This is a genomic window from Enterococcus sp. 4G2_DIV0659 (genome assembly GCF_002140715.2).
Lineage (GTDB): Bacteria > Bacillota > Bacilli > Lactobacillales > Enterococcaceae > Enterococcus_L > Enterococcus_L mansonii.
Genome location: NZ_NGLE02000001.1, coordinates 2,916,974 through 2,938,815 on the forward strand (window position 1 = coordinate 2,916,974; position 21,842 = coordinate 2,938,815).

General features: G+C 35.5%; 22 protein-coding genes and 1 pseudogene. 16 read left to right on the plus strand and 7 right to left on the minus strand.

Annotation, left to right across the window (positions count from 1 at the left end):
- Positions 1-17 precede the first annotated feature (17 nt).
- From mgtE to A5880_RS13735, 3 genes are all read left to right on the plus strand, one after another.
- Positions 18-1,379 (plus strand): magnesium transporter, encoded by a 1,362-nt coding sequence (gene mgtE / locus A5880_RS13725; RefSeq protein ID WP_086329578.1) that lies wholly within the window; start codon positions 18-20, stop codon positions 1,377-1,379.
- A 169-nt stretch (positions 1,380-1,548) separates the two neighbouring features.
- Positions 1,549-2,187 carry a TetR/AcrR family transcriptional regulator gene (locus A5880_RS13730; protein WP_179190349.1) on the plus strand — a complete coding sequence of 213 codons (639 nt, stop codon included), beginning with the start codon at positions 1,549-1,551 and terminating at the stop codon, positions 2,185-2,187.
- A gap of 82 nt (positions 2,188-2,269) precedes the next feature.
- Positions 2,270-2,518 carry a hypothetical protein gene (locus A5880_RS13735; RefSeq protein WP_086329580.1) on the plus strand — a complete coding sequence of 83 codons (249 nt, stop codon included), beginning with the start codon at positions 2,270-2,272 and terminating at the stop codon, positions 2,516-2,518.
- Positions 2,519-2,594: 76 nt separating this feature from the next.
- Here A5880_RS13735 and A5880_RS13740 read toward each other — a convergent pair whose 3' ends face one another.
- Positions 2,595-3,227: a copper homeostasis protein CutC gene (locus A5880_RS13740; RefSeq protein ID WP_086329581.1), complete on the minus strand. Its 633-nt coding sequence runs from the start codon at positions 3,225-3,227 to the stop codon at positions 2,595-2,597.
- 127 nt (positions 3,228-3,354) lie between these two features.
- Here A5880_RS13740 and A5880_RS13745 point away from each other — a divergent pair, with 127 nt between their 5' ends.
- Both A5880_RS13745 and trmL read left to right on the plus strand, forming a co-directional pair.
- Entirely contained in the window at positions 3,355-4,200 is an 846-nt protein-coding gene (locus A5880_RS13745) for a methyltransferase domain-containing protein (RefSeq protein ID WP_086329582.1), read from the plus strand.
- A gap of 242 nt (positions 4,201-4,442) precedes the next feature.
- Positions 4,443-4,949 (plus strand): tRNA (uridine(34)/cytosine(34)/5-carboxymethylaminomethyluridine(34)-2'-O)-methyltransferase TrmL, encoded by a 507-nt coding sequence (gene trmL / locus A5880_RS13750; RefSeq protein WP_086329583.1) that lies wholly within the window; start codon positions 4,443-4,445, stop codon positions 4,947-4,949.
- A gap of 143 nt (positions 4,950-5,092) precedes the next feature.
- Here the strand turns inward: trmL and gloA2 are convergent, their stop codons facing one another.
- A complete protein-coding gene (gene gloA2, locus A5880_RS13755; RefSeq protein WP_086329584.1) occupies positions 5,093-5,473 on the minus strand; it encodes an SMU1112c/YaeR family gloxylase I-like metalloprotein in 381 nt (126 codons plus the stop codon).
- Between the two features lie 192 nt (positions 5,474-5,665).
- On the opposite strand from gloA2, the gene A5880_RS13760 reads away from it, so the two are divergent.
- The 3 genes from A5880_RS13760 to A5880_RS13770 all read left to right on the plus strand — a co-directional run bounded on the left by A5880_RS13760 (position 5,666) and on the right by A5880_RS13770 (position 10,193).
- Positions 5,666-6,295, plus strand: coding sequence for a histidine phosphatase family protein (locus A5880_RS13760; protein WP_086329585.1), 630 nt, complete (start codon positions 5,666-5,668; stop codon positions 6,293-6,295).
- Positions 6,296-6,327: 32 nt separating this feature from the next.
- Entirely contained in the window at positions 6,328-8,910 is a 2,583-nt protein-coding gene (gene recD2 / locus A5880_RS13765) for an SF1B family DNA helicase RecD2 (RefSeq protein WP_086329586.1), read from the plus strand.
- Positions 8,911-9,077: 167 nt separating this feature from the next.
- A complete protein-coding gene (locus tag A5880_RS13770) occupies positions 9,078-10,193 on the plus strand; it encodes a PLP-dependent transferase (protein ID WP_086329587.1) in 1,116 nt (371 codons plus the stop codon).
- A gap of 114 nt (positions 10,194-10,307) precedes the next feature.
- Here the strand turns inward: A5880_RS13770 and A5880_RS13775 are convergent, their stop codons facing one another.
- On the minus strand, positions 10,308-11,267 hold the full coding sequence (locus A5880_RS13775) for a diacylglycerol/lipid kinase family protein (protein ID WP_086329588.1): 960 nt from the start codon (positions 11,265-11,267) through the stop codon (positions 10,308-10,310).
- A 231-nt stretch (positions 11,268-11,498) separates the two neighbouring features.
- Here A5880_RS13775 and A5880_RS13780 point away from each other — a divergent pair, with 231 nt between their 5' ends.
- Together A5880_RS13780 and A5880_RS13785 are read left to right on the plus strand one after the other, a co-directional pair.
- Entirely contained in the window at positions 11,499-12,005 is a 507-nt protein-coding gene (locus A5880_RS13780; RefSeq protein WP_086329589.1) for a QueT transporter family protein, read from the plus strand.
- Between the two features lie 166 nt (positions 12,006-12,171).
- Positions 12,172-13,377, plus strand: coding sequence for an aminoacyltransferase (locus A5880_RS13785; RefSeq protein ID WP_086329590.1), 1,206 nt, complete (start codon positions 12,172-12,174; stop codon positions 13,375-13,377).
- A 55-nt stretch (positions 13,378-13,432) separates the two neighbouring features.
- Here the strand turns inward: A5880_RS13785 and A5880_RS13790 are convergent, their stop codons facing one another.
- From A5880_RS13790 to A5880_RS13805, 4 genes and pseudogenes are all read right to left on the minus strand, one after another.
- A complete protein-coding gene (locus A5880_RS13790; RefSeq protein ID WP_086329591.1) occupies positions 13,433-14,077 on the minus strand; it encodes an ECF transporter S component in 645 nt (214 codons plus the stop codon).
- 16 nt (positions 14,078-14,093) lie between these two features.
- The gene (gene coaC, locus A5880_RS13795; protein WP_086329592.1) at positions 14,094-14,636 is read right to left on the minus strand and encodes a phosphopantothenoylcysteine decarboxylase; all 543 of its coding nucleotides are present in this window, start codon (positions 14,634-14,636) and stop codon (positions 14,094-14,096) included.
- Positions 14,633-15,405: pseudogene (gene coaB / locus A5880_RS13800) on the minus strand (phosphopantothenate--cysteine ligase). The gene coaC and the pseudogene coaB overlap by 4 nt, the downstream one beginning before the upstream one ends.
- Positions 15,406-16,413: an oxidoreductase gene (locus A5880_RS13805; protein ID WP_086329594.1), complete on the minus strand. Its 1,008-nt coding sequence runs from the start codon at positions 16,411-16,413 to the stop codon at positions 15,406-15,408.
- Between the two features lie 233 nt (positions 16,414-16,646).
- On the opposite strand from A5880_RS13805, the gene A5880_RS13810 reads away from it, so the two are divergent.
- From A5880_RS13810 to A5880_RS13835, 6 genes are all read left to right on the plus strand, one after another.
- Positions 16,647-17,216, plus strand: a complete 570-nt coding sequence (locus A5880_RS13810) for an FUSC family protein (RefSeq protein WP_179190350.1) — start codon at positions 16,647-16,649, stop codon at positions 17,214-17,216.
- 194 nt (positions 17,217-17,410) lie between these two features.
- Positions 17,411-17,953 (plus strand): helix-turn-helix domain-containing protein, encoded by a 543-nt coding sequence (locus tag A5880_RS13815; RefSeq protein ID WP_086329595.1) that lies wholly within the window; start codon positions 17,411-17,413, stop codon positions 17,951-17,953.
- A gap of 62 nt (positions 17,954-18,015) precedes the next feature.
- Positions 18,016-19,101: an ABC transporter ATP-binding protein gene (locus A5880_RS13820; protein WP_086329596.1), complete on the plus strand. Its 1,086-nt coding sequence runs from the start codon at positions 18,016-18,018 to the stop codon at positions 19,099-19,101.
- 10 nt (positions 19,102-19,111) lie between these two features.
- Positions 19,112-19,921, plus strand: coding sequence for an ABC transporter permease (locus tag A5880_RS13825; protein WP_086329597.1), 810 nt, complete (start codon positions 19,112-19,114; stop codon positions 19,919-19,921).
- Positions 19,911-20,753, plus strand: a complete 843-nt coding sequence (locus A5880_RS13830; protein WP_336577190.1) for an ABC transporter permease — start codon at positions 19,911-19,913, stop codon at positions 20,751-20,753. Before A5880_RS13825 ends, A5880_RS13830 begins: the two co-directional genes overlap by 11 nt.
- Positions 20,750-21,823: an ABC transporter substrate-binding protein gene (locus tag A5880_RS13835; RefSeq protein ID WP_086329599.1), complete on the plus strand. Its 1,074-nt coding sequence runs from the start codon at positions 20,750-20,752 to the stop codon at positions 21,821-21,823. The genes A5880_RS13830 and A5880_RS13835 overlap by 4 nt, the downstream gene beginning before the upstream one ends.
- Positions 21,824-21,842 lie beyond the last annotated feature (19 nt).

The window sequence follows — 21,842 nt, forward strand, 5'->3', positions numbered from 1 at the left end:
TGAAAGGAGAGATAATCGTGAATGAAGGGCAAGAAATGGAAGATCATTTCTCTTTGTTGTTAGAAACACTTGAAGCACAGCAGATGACTGAGTTTAGAGAGTTATTTTTAGCACTTCATATTTATGAGCAGGGACAATTTTACCAATCTATTGATGAAATTGCCAGAAAGCAAATTTATAGTTATCTGTCTCCAAAAGAATTAGCAGATATGTTTGACGTTATTGAAGAAGATAATGAAAACATGAAAGATTATATCGCTGAGATGCGTCCAAGCTATGCGGCGGAGATGTTGTCGGAAATGTATACCGATAATGCGGTTGACTTGTTAAATATGCTGGACAAAAGTCAAAAAGCTAAGTATTTGAGTTTGATGAGTACTGAAGATGCTGGGGAAATCAAAGAATTACTTCATTATGAAGATGATACTGCAGGATCAATTATGACAACAGAATTTGTGTCGATCGTTGCAAATCAAACGGTTCGTTCTGCGATGTACGTTTTAAAAAATCAAGCAGATGTGGCTGAAACGATTTATTATGTTTATGTAGTGGATCAGGAAAATCATTTAGTCGGTGTTATTTCATTAAGAGATTTGATTGTCAATGATGACGATACAATGATTGCTGATGTCTTAAGTGAACGGGTGATTTCAGTTCATGTTGGTGATGATCAACAAGATGTTGCACAAACGATTCGTGATTATGACTTTCTAGCGCTACCAGTTACAGATTATGACGATCATTTATTAGGGATTGTTACTGTTGATGATATTATTGACGTTATCGATGATGAAGCGGCTAGTGACTACTCAGGTTTAGCGGGGGTCAATGTTGAAGAGGTCAGTGAAAATCCAATCAAAGCTGCATCAAAACGTCTACCCTGGCTAATCACATTATTATTTTTAGGAATGTCTACAGCAACGTTAATTAGCCATTATGAAGAATTAGTAAGTGAAGCAAGTATATTGGCTGTATTCATTTCATTGATTACGGGGACTGCAGGGAATGCAGGTACACAGTCTTTGGCGGTTGCCGTAAGAAGGCTGGCAGTATCAGATGAAAAAGACAATAGCTTTGGTCGTTTGATCATCAGTGAGGTATTGACAGGTTTAGTAACAGGAGCCGTGACGGGAGTGGCAATTTTTATTGTAGTCGGCATTTGGCAACATAATTTTCCTTTGGGGTTTGTAATTGGAATGGCGATGCTTTGTGCAATTACGGTTGCTAATTTAGCAGGAAGTCTGATACCGATGTTGATGGATAAATTAGGTTTTGATCCGGCTGTGGCTAGCGGACCGTTTATCACGACGTTAAGTGATTTGACCAGTGTGTTGATTTATTTTAATATTGCGAGTTTATTTATGCAGTATTTTGTATGAGAAGAAAATGAAAGAGTGTGGATAGACAGAAAATTAGTCTAAAGCTGCATTCTTTTTTTATTGAATTTAACTGCCGATTCAAGAACAAGTTCGGATATATACAACAAATAATTGACAGGATAAATATGTTTTAGTATTATACATACTGACGGTATGTATGGAGGTTCTTATGGCAAGAAACAAATATCCCGAAGAAACAGTGAAAAAAATATTGGATGTTTCAGAAAAATTATTTTTAGAACAAGGGTATGATCATACGACTATTCAAGATATTATCGATCATTTGGGTGGTTTAACAAAAGGCGTGATTTATCATCATTTTAAATCAAAAGAAGAGATTTTTAATACCGTTTTAAAGCAGCGATATGCTATTCATATTACAGATAGAATCGATTCTATGGAGGGCGTTAGTGGATTTGAGAAGATTAGAAAAATCCAATCGATGACATTGCAATCATTGGAACACCAAAAATTAGCTTTTTCTGCAAAATCATTGATTACGAATCCTAGGATTATTGGAGAGCTTTATACAGAAGCTTTTACAACGGTTATTCCATTTATCAAAACCTTAGTGGAAGAAGGGATTGATGATGGATCGATCAACACGGATTATCCTCAAGAAGTATCAGAGTTATTGGTTTTATCTACAAATATTTGGCTGGCTCCATTATTGTATGAGATGAGTGAGCAGGAACTTTTGGATAAATTGATGTTTTTCAAAAAGTTATATGACGGGATAAATTTTCCACTTATTGATGATGCTTATATTAGGGATGTATTAACGATGTATAAAGCGATAAAGGAGTAAAAATGCGTAGGTGCATTTTTATTTTTTAACCAATACATACTAACGGTATGTATTGGTTAAAAAATAAAAAGAGGTGGAAAAAATGATTAATGAAATGAATCGAAAAGTAAATAGGCTGAATAAGAAATTAGGCGTAAAGGTGGAACTTTCTGAACTTAGTAATCGACAAATGAAAAGAAGCGCCGTAATCAATTTAGTTTTAGGGACTGTATTAATTGGTACGGGGGCATATTTGGATAGAAATGATTTATTCTTTTTAGGCGGGCTTGGTTTATTTGGGAGTGCAGTGTTAGGAATCGAATCGAGAAAGATTCAGAAGCAATCAAAATAATAAAATGAGCAAGAGAAGATCAACTATAAGGGTTGAATGTTCTCTTGCTTGCTTTTTTGGTTTTAAACGATGAGTATTAACCTACAATTTTAGTTCCGTGAACTTCATTAACGGATAATGCTTTCACTACAGTATCAAGATTTTGATCCGAAATACCGCCACCTGGTAATAGAATGATTCGGTTAGCAGCGTAATCAATTAAGTCTTTTAAATGATCAAAGTTCTCTTCAATTGCAGTGTCAGCAGGTCCGCCATGGGTTAAGATTCGATCAACATTGTGTTCGACTAACCAATCGATTGCTTTGAATTGATTTTCTTTGCTTAGTTGATCAAAAGCCATGTGGAAAGTGATTTGCAAGCCTTCTGCCGTTTCAATCAATAATTCTAAGGCTTCTTCATCTAACCAGTTATCTGCTGTTAAACAGCCGAATACGACACCATCAGTTCCTATTTTTTTTGCTTCAATCAAATCTGTATGCATAATTTTTAGTTCGATGTCATTGTATACGAAATCGCCGCCTCTAGGTCGAATAATAGTCATTACAGGAATTGATTTTTCTCCCGCATAGGTAACGACTTCTTCAATAACTCCTGTACTTGGTGTTGTCCCGCCAACGGCTAGATTGTCACACAGTTCAATTCGACCAGCACCCTTTCTAATGGCTGTAGGAATATTTGTAAAGTTTTCGGCGCAAAATTCTTTGATCATTGATTCCACTCCTTGTTTTTTCTTCACAGGCATTGTACCACAATTCTGTCTGTTGCCAAAGTCTTCTTCTCGTTGTAAGATAAACAATGGTAGTTTTAAGATAATTTAGGGAATAGGATGTAACCATATGTTGAAAAAAATTGATTCAGCTCGTAATTTTTTAGAAGCTCATTATGATCAATTTCTTTGTCCAGTTTGTAAACAAGCTGTTCAACTGAAAGGATATAGCTTGATTTGTAGAGAAAACCATCAGTTTGATTTATCTAAAAAAGGAACCATTTATTTTATTTCTCATAGTATTCAGACTGACTACAATAAAAAAATGTTGGTTCATCGAGGCAAGATGATTCAAAGTGGGATGTATCAACCATTGTTAGATAAGATGATTGATAGAATGGATATAACAGGAAGTACATTAGATGTTGGTTGTGGTGAAGGCAGCTTTTTAAAAGAGCTTGCAGATAGAGGATTACTAGGGGCTAAATTTGGATTTGACATTTCAAAAGACGGTATTTATTTAGCTAGTAATCAACCAACGGAAGCTTTTTGGTGTGTAGCAGATTTAACGAACTTGCCGTTTGCGGATCAGTCGATGGATACAGTGTTGAATATTTTTTCACCTTCTCATTACCAAGAATTTAATCGTGTATTGAAAAAAGAAGGGACTTTGATTAAAGTGATTCCTGAGTCTGGATATTTAAAGGAATTAAGAGCAGCATTTTATCCAGAAGATGAACGTAAGCAAGCCTATTCTAATGAAAAAGTATTAGCAAAATTTTCAACTGAAATGGATTGTTTGGTGGATGAACGAGTGACCTACACTTTTGAGATCCCAGAAGAAAATCGATTAGATTTATTGGAAATGTCACCATTGGAATGGGGCGTGGCTGAGGAAGTTAAAAAAAGAGTTCAAGATAATCCATTAACAGAAATTACAATTGACGTTCGCATGTTAAAAGGAAAGGTAAGATAGCGCTTACATTTGGTTAATTTGCTAAAAGGTATTGCAAAGCTCCGATAATGGTGTTATATTACATACAAGTTGTTTTTTCATTGGTTTTTATCAGGTTCCTGTTCTGATAAAAGTTAGTGAAAAGAGCTTCACTAACGTAGCGACTCGCAGTGATTGACACCGAGGCGATACGTTTTTTTTATGTGAATTTTTACGAATAAAAAATAAATAATGTGTCATATAAATGAAAGGAAATTGTAATCATGACAAATCATATCGTATTATTTGAACCTCAAATTCCAGCAAATACAGGCAACATTGCTCGGACATGTGCTGCAACAAATTCACCCTTACATCTCATCGAGCCGTTAGGTTTTTCAACGGACGACAAGCATTTGAAACGAGCTGGTTTGGATTACTGGAATGATGTAAATATCACGTATCATAAAGATTTGGCTGCATTTTTAACACATATTGGAGATCAGCCGCTTCATTTGATTACGAAGTTCGCAAACCAAACATACAGTGAAATCAATTATACTGATACGCAGGATCATTACTTTATGTTTGGAAAAGAAACAACAGGTTTACCAGAAGAATTTATGCGGGAAAATGAAGAAAAATGTTTACGTATTCCTATGAATGATGAGCATGTTCGCTCGTTGAATTTATCTAACACAGTTGCGTTAGTGGTTTATGAAGCTTTACGCCAACAAGAATTTCCTGCATTAGAATTAAAACATCATTATGAAAATGACAAATTAGACTAAAAAATAATAGAGAATTTAGACTAAAAGTGAGTATATCTAGATCATTTAACTCACCCTTTATTCGGTTTTTAGGGGTTCAAGATATAACTGTTAGAATTATATCTTGAACCCGCTATTTTTTTGGCTAGTCTATCTATAAAAAGTTATTCATGTAATTCCAAAGGCAAGCCGTCAGGATCGAAAAAGAAAGTCATTTTTTCGCCTGTGAATGTATCTGTTCTTAAGGGTTCACATTCGATTCCCTTGGTAGCTAAAAAGGCGATCACTTCTTCTATATTGTCAATCTTAAAAGCTAAATGCCTTAGACCTAAAGCTTCTGGATAAGAAGGCCTTTTAGGAAAAGCAGAAGAAATAAAAAGTTCCAATTCATGAACACCGAGTTTTAAATCAAGTTTGACATCATTTTTATCTTCTCGTCGATGCTCTCTTATAACCTCAAAACCCAGTTTTTCTACATAAAATTCCTTTGTTTTTTGATAATCAGAACAATTAATAGCAATGTGATGAATCTGTTTAAAGAACAAAATTAAATCCTCCTAATTTAAATGTTGCCAAGTCTTCTTAGCAACTGGATAATTATATTTATTATAACTTACTTCTTTTTTGAATCATAATTAGACAGAGTCCTTTTGTTAAATGGAATTTTTATAATGAAAATGATACACTAGATAAGATGAAGAACGAAAAAAAACAAACAGGCTTAAGGGAGCAAGAACATGAAATTATATTTTACTCGTCATGGAAAAACAGAATGGAATCAAGCGTTGCGTTTTCAAGGGATGAGCGGTGATTCTCCATTGCTTCCAACAAGCTATGATGAAATAAAATTACTAGGTCAAACCATCAAGCATGTTCCGTTTGAAAAAATTTTCTCAAGTACTTCTCCTCGTGCGAAGAAAACAGCTCAAGGGATTAATAAAGAATTAGAGAAGCCTGTAGAGATTATTTATACAGATCAGTTAAAAGAACTTGGCCTTGGTGATTTAGAAGGACAATCTATTTTGGAAATGAGAAAAATTTATAGTCAAGAGTTGGATCATATGCGTTACAGACTAGATCGATATAATCCAGAAGCATTCCAAGGAGAACCGATTGAACAAGCGATTTCTCGTATTTCCTCTGTTGTGGAACAAGCAATCGATACAGGGAAAGGGCCGTTTCTTTTTGTCGGACATGGGGCAGCTTTAACGGCGGCAATACAATCTCTTGCTGGAAAAGAATTAGCTGAATTACGCAGTATGGGTGGGTTGAAAAACAATAGTTTATCCATCTTGGAGACCACCAAAAACAAGCAAAATCGATCCTATACGTTAAATTTGTGGAATGATGATTCCTTTTTATTATAGAGGTAGTTGAAGAAAAAAGCGAGGTGATATCGATGGATCCATTAGTTGGAGAAGATGAAAAAGAATATGTGGTCGGACAAGTTCAAGCCATTTTTTTTCAAAATCCAAGTAATTTTTATAAAGTTTTATTGATTAAAATAACGGATACGAATACAGATTATTTAGAAAAAGAAATTGTGGCAACAGGCAGTTTTGGTCAAATTCAGGAAGAAGAGATCTATCGATTTTTTGGGCATTTTGTTGACCATCCTCGCTATGGAAAACAATTTCAAGTAGATAATTATCAACAAGAGCGTCCAACATCTGCCAATGGTGTTGTAAACTATCTTTCGAGTGAAAAGTTTCCAGGTATTGGCAAACGAACTGCAGAAAAAATAGTGGAAATTTTAGGTGAAGATGCTATTGATCGAATCATAGAAACACCTGATGTGCTAGAGGAAGTTCCACAATTAAATGAAAAAAAACGTCAAACAATTATTGAAACGATCCGTTTGAATCATGGAATGGAACAGGTGATTGTTGGTTTAAATCGGTATGGATTCGGCAGTCAGCTTTCGTTTACGATTTATCAAACATATAAAGAAGAGACTTTGGATGTTATTCATGAGAATCCATATCAATTGGTTGAAGACATTGAAGGAATCGGTTTTAAACGAGCAGATAATATTGCAGAACAATTAGGAATCGAAGCTGATTCAGATAAACGTGTGAGAGCCGCAATCACTCATGAAATTTTTCAACATTCCGTTCGATCAGGAAACACCTACGTAGAGGCGGAGATGTTGCTAAATGAAACGATCAATACTCTTGAAGCCAGTCGTCCTGTTGAGATTTCTTTGGATCAAGTGGCTGAACAAATTATCCATCTGGTAGAAGAAGGTAAAATTCAGCAAGAAGGCACCAAGCTTTTTGAAAATAGTTTGTATTTTTCAGAGTGGGGAATTGGAACATCCATTCAAAGACTTCTTTCCCGTAAAAAAGAAATTAAATACGATAAAAAAGAGATTGAAAAAAATATTCGAGCAATCGAAAAACGCTTAGGAATTCTTTATGGTGATTCTCAGCAAGCAGCAATTGAAGAAGCGATCAAATCCCCCTTATTTATTTTAACAGGCGGCCCAGGGACAGGGAAAACGACTGTAATTAATGGAATTGTCTCGTTATTTGCGGAATTAAATGGTCTTTCATTAGACATAAAAGAGTACACGCAAGATATGTTTCCTATTTTACTAGCGGCTCCCACAGGACGTGCAGCAAAACGTATGAACGAAACAACTGGCTTACCAGCAAGTACAATTCATCGCTTACTTGGTTTAACCGGGCGAGAGAAAAATCCGAGTATGACAGCTAAAGAGCTAGAAGGTGGACTATTAATTGTCGATGAGATGTCAATGGTGGATACTTGGCTGGCTAATACATTGTTCAAAGCGATTCCAACGAATATGCAAGTCATTTTTGTTGGTGATAAGGATCAATTACCTTCAGTAGGACCAGGGCAAGTATTGCACGATCTACTGCAAATCAATGAAATTCCGAAAAAAGAATTGACTGAAATTTATCGGCAAGGGGATGGTTCAAGTATTATTCCTTTAGCTCATGATATTAAACAAGGGAAGTTGCCCAAAGATTTTACAGTTAATCAAAAGGATCGCTCTTTTTTCCCAAGTGATGTCTATCATATTGAAACCTACGTCCGTCAAATCGTGACCAAAGCCAAAGCAAAAGGATTTTCGCCGCAAGATATTCAACTATTAGCACCGATGTATCGAGGGGCTGCCGGCATCGATGCATTGAATAAAATGATGCAGGAAATTTTTAATCCTAATGATGGAAGTAAAAAAGAAGTAAAATGGAATGAATCGGTTTATCGAATTGGGGATAAAGTCCTTCATTTAGTCAATACACCAGAGCTGAATGTCTTCAATGGAGATATGGGGGAAATTGTCGGGATTATTTTGGCAAAGGATTCTGAGGATAAAGTTGATGAGTTAGTGATTCAATTTGATAATAATGAAGTAAGTTATAAGCGAAATGAATGGAATAAAATCACACTTTCCTATTGTTGTTCGATTCATAAAGCGCAAGGCAGCGAGTTTAAGATGGTTATTTTACCGATGGTTTATCAATATCATCGTATGTTGCAACGTAATTTACTTTATACGGCGGTGACTAGAAGTAAGGATATTCTCATTTTACTTGGTGAGGTACAAGCTTTTAATACCTGTGTTGCACATGAATCAGCTAGTCGTTTAACCATGTTAAAAGAGCGGATCACTAGTGCAGACGATATGACTTTAACGACAAGATTACAGCTAGAAGCGTATGAAGAAGGGATAAGTAAAGAGTCACCGTTCTCAGACGCACAAGAAAAAAATTCTGTTGTATATGAAGAGGTTAAAAAGGAAAAGACTCCTTTAGTTGAAGAAGAGGCAGAACCAGTTGCAACGAAACCTAACATAGAAAAAATATCTTTATTCAGTGAGCCTGCTGAAGAAATAAAGGAACAAGTTGAAGCTGAAATGGCGCGCTTATTGACGCCTGATTTAGTTATAGCCAAGACAATCGATCCAATGATTGGAATGGAGCAAACAACACCGTATGATTTTATGAACTGATTGATAGATCCCATGTGAGTGGATAGGACTCAAAGAGTTGTATCTTACTCACTATTTTTTATTTTATAGAACTATTTCTTGCTTTAAGATTCAATTGATGTATATAATAACAAACAACACGTAAAAGGTGTTTTAGCTAGTTATCATTGTAGAAATGAGGGAAGAGAATGGAAAAGAAAACACAATCGGGAAAAATTGACACGGACACATTCTTGGCACAAATCGGAAATCATCAAAATCCAGTGACTGGATCGATCAATACGCCTCTTTATTTTTCAACAACGTATGAGCATCCAACGCTAGGTGAGTCGACGGGCTATGATTACACGAGAACTAAAAATCCAACGAGAGAAGTATTGGAGTCAGCGCTAGCTGTTTTGGAAAATGGTACAGTTGGATTAGCGACTAGCTCAGGAATGAGTGCTGTTCAATTAGTTTTCAGTCAATTTCCAGTAGGTAGTGAAATTGTTGCTTCTAGGGATTTATATGGCGGGAGTTACCGCTATTTTCAAGAGTTAGAAAAACAAGGCGTGTATCAATTTATCTATGTTGATGATGAAGCTGGTTTTGAAACCAAAATTACAGATAAGACAACGGCTGTCTTTATTGAAACACCGACAAATCCATTAATGAGTGAAGTATCAATTGAACGAATTGCAGCAATTTCGAAAAAACATCAAGCGCAATTAATTGTTGATAATACTTTTTATACCCCTTTAATTCAGCGTCCCTTAGATTTAGGTGCAGACATTGTGTTACATAGTGCAACGAAGTATTTAGGTGGTCATAATGATTTATTGGCAGGCGCTGTGGTAGCAAGGTCAAAAGAAGTAGGGGCGCAATTAGCTTATCAGTTGAATACGACTGGTGCTGTTTTGTCACCATTTGATAGCTGGCTTTTGATTAGAGGGCTAAAAACGTTGGCGTTGCGGATGGAAAGGCATGAAAAAAATGCGCAAGCTGTCGCCAAATATTTACAAACGAATGCAAAAGTCAAAGAAGTTCTGTATCCAGGTCGCGGCGGTATGTTAAGTTTTAAAATAAATAAGCAAGAGCAGATTAAGGATTTTTTACGGAATTTATCGATTTTTACCTTTGCGGAAAGTTTAGGTGGAGTGGAGAGCTTGATTACCTATCCAACAACACAAACACATGCCGATATACCCGAAGGTCTGAGAGAGTCATATGGATTGACACCAGATTTATTAAGAATTTCAGTTGGGATAGAAGCGAGTGAGGATTTAATTGCGGATTTGAAACAAGCATTTGAACAGTTGAATTAAAAACAAGTGTTTAAGGAATAGCTTAAAGCTATAAAGCTATGAATAAAAAGGTGGGAGCAGAAGCGTTCAGCTTCACCCCACCTTTATTTTGGCGACATATTTTTCTGTTCATACTTAGAACCAAAATAATCTAACCTCAGTACCAAAAGAGATATCTGTACTTCTTTTTCCCAATATTTCACCGTCTGCATGCACGTATTGAGGTAGTGTAGAAACGATTCGAAATTTGCTAGATTGATAATGATGAAAGTATTTTGAATCCATTTGTTTTTTTTGAATCAATAAAATAATTAACCAAAGAATCTTAAATATATTGATACGTTCCACTAAAACAAAATCCATCACTGGTTTACGCGGATTGGCAATTGGAGCAATTGAAACACCACCACCAAAATATGGATGATTGGTTATAGTACATAAAAAAGCGCGATCAAATTCAAGGTTTTTTCCGTTCATTTCTACGAGAATAGGAAAGCCTTTCTGAGTGAATAATACCTTTAAAATAGAAAAAATATAAGACAAAGACCCCATGTTGAATTTGTTTAATGCATGTTTTGATGTAGAAGTGTTCGCTGCTTGTACGATTGCCCCATCTAAACCAATACCGATATTGTTGACAGCCAGACCAGACTCATCTTGAATTGATTCATCATAAGTAATCACTTGGATTTCTTGCGGAGCGTCAGCTTTAAGTAGTTGCAGAAAAGCATTTTCAGCTTGTCTGGCAATTCCTACCCCGCGAGCAAAATCATTCCCTGAACCGCAAGGAATGTACCCAATAGGAATTTTCGGATCAAATGCTTGTAAAGCATTGAGTATACTATGTAACGTGCCGTCTCCTCCTAGTACAACTAAAAGCGGAAATAAATCAGTGTCCAATTCCTCAGACCAAGGAATCAATGTATTTTCAGCTAGATTTTGGGCAATTTCAATTTCATGTCCTGCATGATCGGTGTAAAAAGTTGTATAATCAATATTGGCTGTTTGCAATTGTTTAATGATTTTCACCGCTGTTTTGCGGCCAGTTCCGCCGCCAGCATTCCCATTGATCACGAGATAAAAATGTTTCTTCATTTCTTTCCTCCTTGTACAAGTTCTTATTATAACAGACCAGAGAAAATTTAAGAATGCTAGATGCTTGAAAAGAATGAGAAAAAGCTTGTTCCAGTTTATTTATATAGTTTAGCATTGTAGAATCATCAAAATTGAGCTATAATGCCTACGTATCATTTTTTGAGAAGGAAATTCTCGACAAGGTTCATCAACCATCCCTTGTAAAAAAACTCGGAGAAAGAAGGGGAAACTATGCAAAATACTGTTACATCCAACAGTAAGGTAAAAACAATTGCTATGAATGGAATTGTGATGGCGTTATATTTAGGACTAACGATTTTAGTAGCACCCGTTTCATCAGGACCGATTCAAGTTAGAATTTCAGAAAGTTTGAATCATTTAGTGGTCTTCAATCGAAAATTGATGTGGGGCGTTTTAGGTGGAGTAGTCGTTTATAATTTTTTCTTTGGCTTTGGAGCTATGGATGCATTATATGGCGGGTTTCAATCATTGCTTGCGCTTGGATTAACAGCTATGCTACAAAAAAGAGTACCTAATGTTATTGCTCGCTTGACACTGAATACGTTGTTTTTCACTGCAACCATGTGTATTATTGCTTATATGTTGGCACCAAATGGCGGAGCTGCTTTTTGGGGGAATTATGCGACATTAGCGCTTAGTGAATTTGTAACGATGGCAGTAGCTGCACCAGTCATGTACTGGATTAATAAATCCGTTCATTTTGAAAAGCGACTGTGATTGATAGATAGGAATGTACTAGATAGAGGCTAAATCAAGACGAAGTATTGTTTTGATTCAGCCTCTTAAAGTTTTCTCACCATTTTCATGAAAAACTTTACTGTTCCTCGTAAGTAAATTATGATAAGGTAAGAAAGAAGCAAAAATGTAGAGGAGTTTTTTTATAATGTTTGAATTTAAAATCGGTATTGATGCGACAGAGCATGATAAATTTGTAGAAAACCATCCGTTATGCAATTTATTACAATCATCTTCATGGGCGAAAGTCAAAGACAATTGGGGTTCTGAAATTGTCGGTGTCTATGAGGATGGACGATTAATTGCATCTAGTTTAGTTTTGATTAGACCATTACCATTGAAATTATCAATGCTATATACACCGCGCGGCCCAATTATGGATTATAACAACAAAGAACTTGTAGGCTTCTTTTTTAAAGAGTTAAAGAAATTTGGTAAAAAACATCGAGCATTGTTTGTAAAGATGGATCCAACAGTTCACTATAAAGATTTCCATCTTGGGGAAGAACAAACGGTTGATCCAATGGCTCAACCGATTATTGACACTATTATCGCAAGTGGTGCTAAACATCAAGGGCTAACAATGGAGATGGACGCAACGATTCAGCCTCGTTTTCAGGCAAATATCTATAAAGAAAACTTTAGCGAAGAGCAACTATCAAAAAGTACCAAGAAAATGATGAAGCAAGCGCAAAAAAAAGGTGTCACAGTTAAAATGGGACATACTGAGTTAGTAAGTGATTTTGCCAAAGTCATCGAATTAACAACAGAACGTCAGAATATCTCACTAAGAAATAGTGAATATTTTGAAAAATTATTAGCCATTTACCCTGAAAATTCTTTTATCATGCTAGCAGAAGTAAACTTAAAAGAACGCTTTGAAGAAACCAAACAGCGCTTTGATAAAAATAAAGAAGACTTAGCAAACCTAAAAGAAAATCAAGTCAAAAAGCGTCATAATTTAGAGGAATTAGATTTTTCTTTAACACGTGAAATGACAGAGCTTGAAGAAAATATTGCCCATTCAGGGGATATCGCAGTTATTGCTGGAGCTTTGGCAATCACATTCGGCTCAACAAGTGAAATCCTTTATGCTGGAATGGATGACCGTTATAAACGATATATGCCAGCATATTTAACATGGTACGAAGCAATCAATGAATGTTTTGAACGTGGATGCACTTCTTGTAATATGGGTGGCTTAGAAGGAAGCTTAAATGATGGACTTATTAAATTTAAGTCTAACTTTAATCCAACCGTAAATGAATTTATTGGTGAATTTGATTTACCTGTGAATGGCTTGTTGTTTAAGGCAAGTGAGTATGCCTACAAATTGAAAAAACAGAAGAAATAGGCAAGCTAAAAAAATAGAACCTAGACAACATTATTTTTGTCTAAGTTCTATTTTTTTATAATTTCTGTGTTGCATTATTTTTGACTAAACGTAATAATACAGAAGCTACACCTACAGTAGCAACAGCAGCTACTAAGGCTTCAATAAGCCCGCTTGTAAAAATAACGGTCAGAATTCCTGTATAAATCGCTGTACCACTTGCACCAATGCTTTGGGCATAAGAATCCTTAAATAGAAAATAAATCAAGTTCATCACAAGAATTGTATTTGTGGCAGAACCTAGAAATCCGGCAATAAATAGGCTAATACTTTGAGAAGTTGGTTTATTTTTTGTCAGCTTTTTGATCCCCATAAAAACAAAGTAAGGAACAATCCCAATTAAAATTCTAGGCACGATAGCAACAATGAGTGCCTTAAAACTTCCATGATCTGTACCAATCACTGGAATAAATGGTGAAAAGATAAATGATAACGGAGACACAACGATGGTGCTGCGAATCATACTGATTATGCCAAAGACGCCACCTAAAAAAGCACCGATTCTTGGGCCTAAAAGTATTGAAGCAATAATTACTGGAATATGCATCGTTGTTGCATTAATTGGACCAATTGGAATAAAACCCAAAAATGGAACAGCAGATAATAAAATTAAGATTGCTAAAAACATAGCAGTTAATGTGAAGGTTTTTGTGTTTTTCATAAATGACTCCTCAAAATTATTTTGCTAAAACAGCATTAATACTCTCAACGATATCTTCTACTGTGGCAAGAGCACCGCGACCAAAATCACCACAAGCTAACAATGCTTCTCGTGGGATGATTTCCTGATACCCAACGTCTTTTAGTATGTTTATATTTCGTTGTGTTATCGGATTTTGATACATGTAGGTATTCATTGCAGGAGCAACGAATTTTGGAACATCTTCTTTTAAAGCCAATGCAACCGTCGATAACATATCATCTGCAATGCCGTTAGCCAATTTAGCCAAGATATTAGCAGAAGCTGGGGCAACTAGAAACAAATCGGCTTTTTTAGCTAACTCAATATGATTGATTTTATCAGGTGTAATTTCTTCCATGACATCTGTATGCACTGGATTTTTTGACAGAGATTGTAAGGTTAATGGTGTGATAAACTTTGTGCTATTGGTTGTCATAATGACTTCAACATTGTAACCCAATTTGGTGAATTGACTGGTTAGATCAGCTGCTTTATAAGCGGAAATACTGCCAGAAACACCTAATAAAATAGTTTTCATGATCGACTCCTCCATTTTTCTTCAACATTTTTTACGATTAGTTGAGCAATTTCAGCTTTCGTTTGGGCTTGTTGAGTACGCCCGTTTTCATCAATTAAAATACCTTTGTGCTGATTGCCGTGAATTTCCTCAAGATCATTTGCTAAGATAAAATCACAAGCATTTTTAGTTAGAATCGTTTGACCCACAAGGATCAATTCTTCCGTAGAAACTCCTACAAGTAATTTAAATCCAACAAGAACAGCTTGAGGTTGTTTCTCTCGGAGCATTGCAATTATTTTAGGGTTTTTCTTCAAAAAAAGCAAGAGACGATCGGTTCCAGATGGGATTTTTTTTCTTGTTGGATAGTTTGTCCAATTTCATCTAGACTTAAGTGAAGAGCTTCTGTTAAGGTGTTTAAATCAGATAAATCTCCGTGGTTCAATAGATTTGTTGCAAGTTTTTCAATAAATCGATCTTCTGATAGGGTTGTTTCCGTGGTAAAGTCACTAACGGCCATACTATGAATAATACTATCGAATTGTTGGTGCTTAAATTGGTCAAGTAAAGCTGTTTCTAATTCTTTCGTTGTTTCAATTTTTATAAGTGTTAAATTCTGGTCAGTAGCAGGTTGAACTGCTTGAGGCGTAGTCACATAAGTCACACGATGTCCGCGTGCTAAAAAGGTTTCTGCAATTATTTTTCCTAATCGACCTGTAGAATGATTCGTAATCGAACGAACGGTATCAATTTTTTCAGAGGTTCCACCTGCTGTAATCAAAATATTCATTTATTCATTGTCCCTTTCTTCTATGCTAACAATCGTACGACCAATATGAGTGCCTGTCTGTAGCTGATTTAAGGTTGCTGTTAGTTCTTGTAAGGCTATTTCATTCGTAAGTTCATGACTACTAACATTCAAATCAGTGGCTAAGCGTTGCCATATTGCTAAACGAGGCTTCATTGGAACATTGACTGAATCAATACCTAAAAGATTAACACCTCTTAAAATAAAAGGTAAAACAGTCGTGTTCAAAGAAATTCCAGCCGCATTTCCACAAACCGCAACACTTCCGCTATAATGAAGTTGGGGCAATAAGGCACACAGGACATTACCGCCAACCGTATCAATAGCAAAATCAATGGTTTGTTTGGCTAGTGGTTTGATTTTTTCTGGCATAAATTCATCCAATAAATATACGTCAGTTGCTCCAATTTTTTTGAGTGTTTCGATCGCCGATTTTTTTCGACTTAATGCAATAATATTGCTGTAACCTAAGTGTCTTAACATGGCGATCGCTAAACTTCCAACACCACCTGATGCTCCAGTAATCACAATAGAGGTTTCTTTATTTTCCCTTAATCCATGATTTTCAAGAGCTTGAACTGATAAAGCAGCAGTAAAGCCGGCAGTTCCAAAAACCATTGCTTCTCTTAAACTTAATCCTTCTGGTAAAGGAACAATCCAGTCTCCAGGAACGCGAGCAATTTCAGCAAAACCTCCTGTATGGCTGACACCTAGTCCATACCCTGTCACTAGAACTTTTTGTCCAACTTCAAAACGAGGATCATCAGAAGTCAGAACGGTTCCGCTTAAATCAATACCAGGAATCATTGGATACTCTCGAATAACGCCGCCGTTATTTTTTGCGGCTAATGAATCCTTATAGTTTACTGAGGAATAGGCAACTTTAATTATGACGTTTCCTTCAGAAAGATCGTTAAGAGTTAAGGTTTCGATGTGTGTGGTTACAGCTTCGTTTGTCTTTTTTACAGTAAATCCAGAAAAATTGTTCATAATACTCCTCCTAGGTAATAAAATCAATATTTTTGGTCGCAATTATTGGGTGAAAATAGATATGATTATTTTATAGACGTTATTTTCTTTTATATCGTATAAGCAGATAACATTGTTTAGTTCCAACGTTACTATCATAACATATTCTCTTTTTATCTTAAGCAAATTCTTCTTGAAGAACCCTTCTTAATAAAAGAAAAATGAGTTAGAATAGAGAGGACATCGTTCATTGTATGGAAGAAGCAATAGATAATCAATTTTATCAGGTGAAAGGAATTAGTTTGTTGAAATTTAAAATTGGAATGCGAACGTTTAAAACGGGATTAAGTGTCTTTTTTTGTATCTTGGTCAGTATTTTATTGAAGCGAGAAACCTATGTAGTTGCGGCAATTACAACGGTTTTTACCTTAAGAGAAGATATGGAAAATACACTTAAATATGGAAAACATCGAATTATTGGAAATGTACTAGGTGCGTTGATGTCTGTTGCAGTAATTGCTGTGTTCAATTTATTTGGGCGAACGGAGATTGTGCAACTGATTTTTATTCCAGTGATCATCATGATAATGATTGCTTTGTTAGCTAGCTTTGGCTATCAAGAAGGGACTGTGGGGGCGTGTGCAACCTTGTTGACGATTGTTTTTATGATTCCTGCGGATCGCTCGTATGACTATGCGTTTGATCGAGTGGTAGATAGTTTTATTGGTATGGGAATTGCTTTGTTAGTGAATTATTTTATTCCGTTAAAAATTGGTACAAAAAGAAACCCGCAATCAGTAGCGAATAAAGAAGTGTCTGAATAACAGGCGCTTTTTTATTTTGTTAAAATTTCTAGTTCAGTGTTAGGATAAATGGAGTGAAAAAAATAATTATTTTTTCAAAAAATTTGTTGCTATTTTTTGAAAACTTCGTATACTAGAAAAGGTAAAATTAAACTTGTAGTTTAGTATTAGAAAACTTTTATATACTTTTTGATAAATTGAAAAGAGGTGGTTGTATGGAAATCGGGGAGAAACTACGCAATTTACGGGTACAAAAAAACTTAACCCAAGAGGAACTAGGGGAACGTACAGATTTGACAAAGGGATATATTTCTCAATTAGAGCGGGATCTAAGCTCTCCTTCAATGGAAACATTTTTCTCTATTTTAGAAGTATTAGGCATCACACCAGAACAGTTTTTTAGCGAACGAACATTAGCGCAAAAAATTGTCTATAAAGAAGAAGATAGCACACTGTATTACGATGAAGAAAATGGTTATGAACTAAAATGGCTAATTCCAGAATCAAATGAAAAAGAGATGGAACCAGTTGTTTTGACCTTTGATAAAAATGGGGAGTATAAAACCTTTGAACCTTCGTTATCAGAAACGTTTATTTATGTTATCGAAGGATCGGTTTCATTATTACTTGGTGAAACAACTTACACGGCTAAAAAAGGAGAAGCAATGTATTATCAAGCCACAGAGCCTCATCAGCTGGTCAATCATTCTAAAGGGAAAAGCCGAGTTGTGATCGTGGCGACAGAATCATATTTATAATATCTATTTTTGGAGAAAAAAGCTAAATGAGCCATTACATTTTTTATAGGGGGCATAAATGCGTGAAAAAAAATATTATTTCGTTTGAAAATGTGGTTAAACAATATGACGATGAAAAAGTCTTGAAAAAGGTCAGTTTTGAAATTGAGCAGGGAAAGTTTTATACGCTATTAGGTCCTTCTGGTTGTGGGAAAACAACGATTTTACGAATTTTGGCAGGTTTTGCAGATGCGACGGAAGGTGATATTTATTTTGATGGTCAACGAATCAATGATATTCCAGCTAATAAACGACAAGTGAATACTGTTTTTCAAGATTACGCTTTATTTCCTCATATGAATGTCTTTGATAATGTCGCTTTTGGGTTGAAAATCAAAAAGCTTCCAAAAAATGAGATTGCAAAAAAAGTAAAAGAAGCTTTGCGAATGGTGCAGCTGCCAGGCTATGAAACACGAGAAATCAGTGAAATGTCTGGTGGACAAAGACAACGTGTGGCAATCGCTCGAGCCATCGTTAATGAACCAAAAGTCTTATTGCTGGATGAACCATTATCAGCATTGGATTTAAAGTTACGGACGGATATGCAATATGAATTACGTGAGTTGCAGCAACGTTTAGGGATTACCTTTATTTTTGTTACTCATGATCAAGAGGAAGCATTAGCGATGAGTGATGAAATATTTGTTATGAATAAAGGGCATATCGTGCAAAGTGGAACGCCTGTCGATATTTATGATGAACCAATCAATCATTTTGTAGCGGACTTTGTTGGTGAAAGTAACATTGTTAATGGAACAATGATCGAAGACAATCTTGTTGAGTTTGTGGGTAAGAGATTTGAATGTGTGGATGGTGGTATGCGTCCAAATGAACCAATCGAAATTGTTTTGCGACCAGAAGACTTAACCATTACGACAGCTGATAAAGGAAAATTAGTGGTTACGGTTGATACACAATTATTTCGGGGTGTGCATTATGAAATTATTTGTCATGATGAAGATCATAATGAATGGATGGTTCATTCCACAAGAAAAGCCACAGTAGGTGGGAAAGTGGGGCTCTTTTTTGAGCCGGAGGATATTCATGTAATGCGCTTTAATGAGTCAGAAGAAGACTTCGATGCTCGTTTAGAAAGCTACGAAGAATAGGAGGAGTATAATGAAAACAATGCGTCGGATTTATTCGATTCCTTACACGCTGTGGTTATTATTGTTTGTGATTGCTCCTGTTTTGATGATTATCTATCAGTCATTTTTTGATATGAATGGGCAGTTTACTTTAGCTAATTATCAAACCTATTTTACCTCAGGGACGTATTTAAGTATGACGTTAAATTCTGTTTGGTATGCTTTTTTGATTACGTTATTCACTTTGTTAATTAGTTATCCGACAGCGTATTTTTTAACGAAATTAAAACACAAACAACTTTGGCTGATGTTGGTGATTCTGCCGACTTGGGTTAATTTGTTGCTGAAAGCTTATGCGTTTATTGGAATCTTTAGTATTCATGGAAATGTTAATCAGTTTTTAAGTTTTATTGGACTTGGTTCACATCAGATATTATTTACGGATTTTAGTTTTCTTTTTGTAGCAACGTATATTGAAATTCCATTTATGATATTGCCGATTTTCAATGCGTTGGAAGAAATGAATCCTTCATTGATTAGTGCCAGTCGTGATTTAGGTGCAAATAATGTCGTGACCTTTAGACGAGTGATTTTTCCTTTATCATTGAATGGTGTAAAAAGTGGCGTTCAAGCCGTGTTTATACCATCCCTTTCATTGTTCATGTTGACACGTTTGATTGGTGGAAATCGAGTGATTACATTGGGAACAGCCATTGAAGAACATTTTATGGTGACTCAAAATTGGGGAATGGGTTCCACAATTGGTGTGATTTTGATTGTAGCAATGTTTTTCGTGATGTTATTGACAGGTGAGAAGAAGAAAAAGGAGCGTGGAAAATGACGAAGAAAAATTTAAGTGGTCGTATCTATATTTGATCGTTGTTTTTGCGTTATTGTATGCGCCAATTTTTTACCTGATTTTTTATTCGTTTAATGATACGGACACAATGAATAAATTTACTGGTTTTACTTTAGCGAATTATATGGCTGTTTTTGACGATACGCGGTTGTTAGTCATTGTGTTAAATACTTTTTTATTGGCTTTCTTATCGGCTCTATTAGCAACGATTATTGGTACATTTGGGGCAATGGGTATCTATTATACGAGACGAAGAAAAACGAGAACCGCATTGATGAGTTTTAATAATATTTTACTTGTATCGCCAGATGTGATTATCGGCGCTAGTTTTTTGATTTTTTTCACGTCTGTTGGCTTTATAAGCCTTGGTTTTTCCAGTGTATTACTTTCTCATATTGCCTTTAGCATTCCAATTGTTGTGTTGATGGTTTTACCAAAATTGCAAGAAATGAATGATTCAATGGTGGATGCAGCGCGTGATCTTGGTGCTAATAATGTACAAGTAATTAAAAATATTATTTTGCCGTTTTTAGCTCCAGGCATTATTGCTGGTTATTTTATGGCGTTTACTTATTCACTGGATGACTTTGCGGTGACTTTCTTCGTTACAGGAAATGGCTTTTCAACGTTATCAGTTGAAATCTATTCCAGAGCTAGACAAGGAATTAGCTTAGAAATCAATGCTTTAAGTACATTAGTCTTCCTTTTTTCAATGGTTTTAGTTATTGGCTATTATTTTATCAGTCAAGACAATACGCCTAAACGGTTGAAAAAGATGCGCCAAGAGCAAAGCGAGGTGGCAAAACTAAAATGAAAAAACTCCAATCTTTGCTTATTGGGATTTTAGCGATTATTTTGATCCTCTTTTTAGGGGTGCGCCAGTTAGAAAAAGCTAGTGGCATGTCTGGTGCGGACACGTTAACGATTTATAACTGGGGCGATTATATTGACCCTGATTTGCTACGTAAATTTGAAAAAGAGTCTGGCTATAAAGTAAACTACGAAACCTTCGATTCAAATGAAGCCATGTTTACAAAGATTCAACAAGGAGGAACAGCTTACGATATTACAATCCCTTCAGAGTATATGATTCAAAAAATGATGAAGGAAAAAATGCTATTACCAATTGATCATACGAAATTAAAAGGGTTAGAAGCAATCGATGAACGATTCTTAAATCTAGATTTCGATCCGCAAAATCGATATTCGATCCCTTATTTTTGGGGAACATTAGGAATCATATACAACGATAAGTTTGCGAGTGAAGAAGACATTAAACATTGGGACGATTTGTGGAAACCAAAACTAAAAGATAATGTGATGTTGATCGATGGTGCTCGTGAAGTTCTCGGATTATCGTTGAACAGTTTAGGTTATTCATTAAATAGTAAAAATAATCATGAGTTACGTGAGGCGACTAACAAGTTAAATACACTGACAACCAATGTCAAAGCCATTGTTGCCGATGAAATCAAAATGTATATGATTAATGAAGAAAGTGCAGCGGCTGTGACGTTTTCTGGAGAAGCAGCTGAAATGTTAGCTGGGAATGAGCATCTCCATTATGTCATTCCTTCAGAAGGATCTAATCTTTGGTTTGATAATATCGTTATCCCTAAAACAGCGAAAAATATCAAAGGTTCCTATGCATTTATCAATTTTATGTTAAGGCCTGAAAATGCTGCTCAAAATGCGGAATATATTGGTTATTCCACACCGAATAAACTCGCAAAGAAATTATTACCAAAAGAAATTTCAAGCGATGAACAATTTTATCCAAATGACGAAACAATTAAACACTTAGAAGTGTATGAAGACATTGGAGCGAAGTATCTAGGTATTTATAATGATTTGTTTTTGGAGTTTAAGATGTATCGGAAATAAGTAACCCGTAAAAAATTCT